The following is a 1,715-nucleotide window of genomic DNA, read 5'->3' as shown; positions in this document are numbered from 1 at the left end:
AGACCATCTCATTAACTCCCGTAGCCTGAAAGGGAGAGCAAGTATTGCGGTACATCTGCGCACCTTTGGAAGCAGATATTGTCAGACATAAACCCCTTGTCTGGCGATGAAGGTTTCTTAAACTGAAAAATACACCCAAAAGGTGTTTTTATATTGCCAGTCAAGTGTAATGAACATTAAGTCATGCACTTATCCTTTATATCAACATAAAGCCTATTTTCCTTTATCTTCAATGAACAACAGGATGGCTTTCGCGCATCCGATTCATACTTCTCGCTATCTCTGCTTGAATTATTCAGCAGATAAACTTTCTACACCTAAACAATTAACTCATTGCTACCGTTTGACACTGAACCTTGCGGCGTTTTGCTGTGCCTGTGGGCATTTCAGCGCTTGTACGACTTTTGCTGACCGTTCGCGGAACTCAAGGCGTCACTTTTTGCCGGTTTACCGCTGAAAGTGACGCCGCAGCCAAAGAACAATCGAACCCTGACAGGCTCACGCCTGCTTAACCACTCAGTGAATCTGACACTGCATTTTTAGATTGAAAAAGGAGAACTTGACGATATCGAGGCTGGCTTTTTGCCGGTGGGGATGACCTGCACACGCAGGCGGCAGTACCGTGTACTCAACCGATACCCCGCAATACCTCAACCTGCGTTCACTCTGGCGCACAGATATCCGTCAAAGGTAAAGCAGGCATTGCCTGTTTTGCCACACTGTCGCGCGCCAGAGATCGCATGTTGTCAGGTATCAGCAAGGGGAAGCCAATGAGTCGATTGATTAAAGAATTAAAATTTTTTGCCCGGCAAGGTGGTGGCAGTCATAAGACCTGCCATGACCGTATTCGGATCGCAGGACGTTTGGGCGCGTTGTTATTGAGTCTGAATATTCAGGTTAAAAACCTTAATAATTTGAAAGCCAAACATGTAGAACAGTATGTTAGTGCCCGTTTATCTCAGGGGATTGCCAAGCGAACGGTGCAAAATGAAATGGCCGCACTGCGTAATATTTTTCGCATGGCAGGCCGGGAGAAGCTCGAAACCTCGCCGCGCTTGAGTAATCAGGCATTGGGATTAAGTGGAACCAGCCGCGCCGGAACGAAACAGGCGATCCCTGATGCCACGTTTCAGGTTGTTTATCAGACAGCACTTGAACGTGATGCCGGATTTGCCGTCACACTGAAACTCGCCCGATTGCTGGAGCTTCGTTCTCAGGAAGCGGTGCAATGCAGTGCTTCATTAAAAAGCTGGCGCAAACAGTTAGAACAACCAGAGCCAAAACTGCATGTTGTTTTCGGTACAAAGGGCGGTCGGCCAAGGCAAACCCGTATCTTGAATGTTGCGGCGGTGAAAGAAGCTGTCGGGCAGGCTATTGCCATTGCAGAACAACGAGGCGGCAGGTTGATTGATAAGCCGGATCTCAAGCAGGCCATGAACTACTGGCGGACACAGACCACAAGAATTGGTTTAACAGGCTGCCATTCTCCCCATAGTTTGCGCTATGCGTGGGCGCAGGATGCGTTGGCTTTTTACCAACAGAATGGTTTTAGTCGTCAGGAAGCAAGGGCACTGGTTTCAATGGATTTGGGTCATGGCGATGGCCGCGGGCGTTATGTTGAAAGGGTTTATAGCCGTTAAACTTAGCCGTTCAGTTATTGAGTAAGCTAAAACAATCAGTTAAAGTATTCCCGCCATTAGCAAAATCTAATGGTC

The 1,715-nt window shown here is 47.8% G+C and carries 2 protein-coding genes; both read left to right on the top strand.

From position 1 onward, the window contains the following. Nucleotides 1-244 precede the first annotated feature (244 nt). The gene (locus AAY47_RS21890) at nucleotides 245-457 is read left to right on the top strand and encodes a hypothetical protein (protein WP_152669844.1); all 213 of its coding nucleotides are present in this window, start codon (nucleotides 245-247) and stop codon (nucleotides 455-457) included. 313 nt (nucleotides 458-770) lie between these two features. After that, a complete protein-coding gene (locus AAY47_RS18655; RefSeq protein WP_047771797.1) occupies nucleotides 771-1,640 on the top strand; it encodes an integrase domain-containing protein in 870 nt (289 codons plus the stop codon). The last annotated feature ends 75 nt before the right edge of the window (nucleotides 1,641-1,715 follow it).

Source organism: Xenorhabdus griffiniae (assembly GCF_001028135.1).
Taxonomy (GTDB): Bacteria; Pseudomonadota; Gammaproteobacteria; order Enterobacterales; family Enterobacteriaceae; genus Xenorhabdus; species Xenorhabdus bakwenae.
Note: the sequence above shows the minus strand (reverse complement) of the source record. Positions and strands in the feature narration are given on the sequence as shown.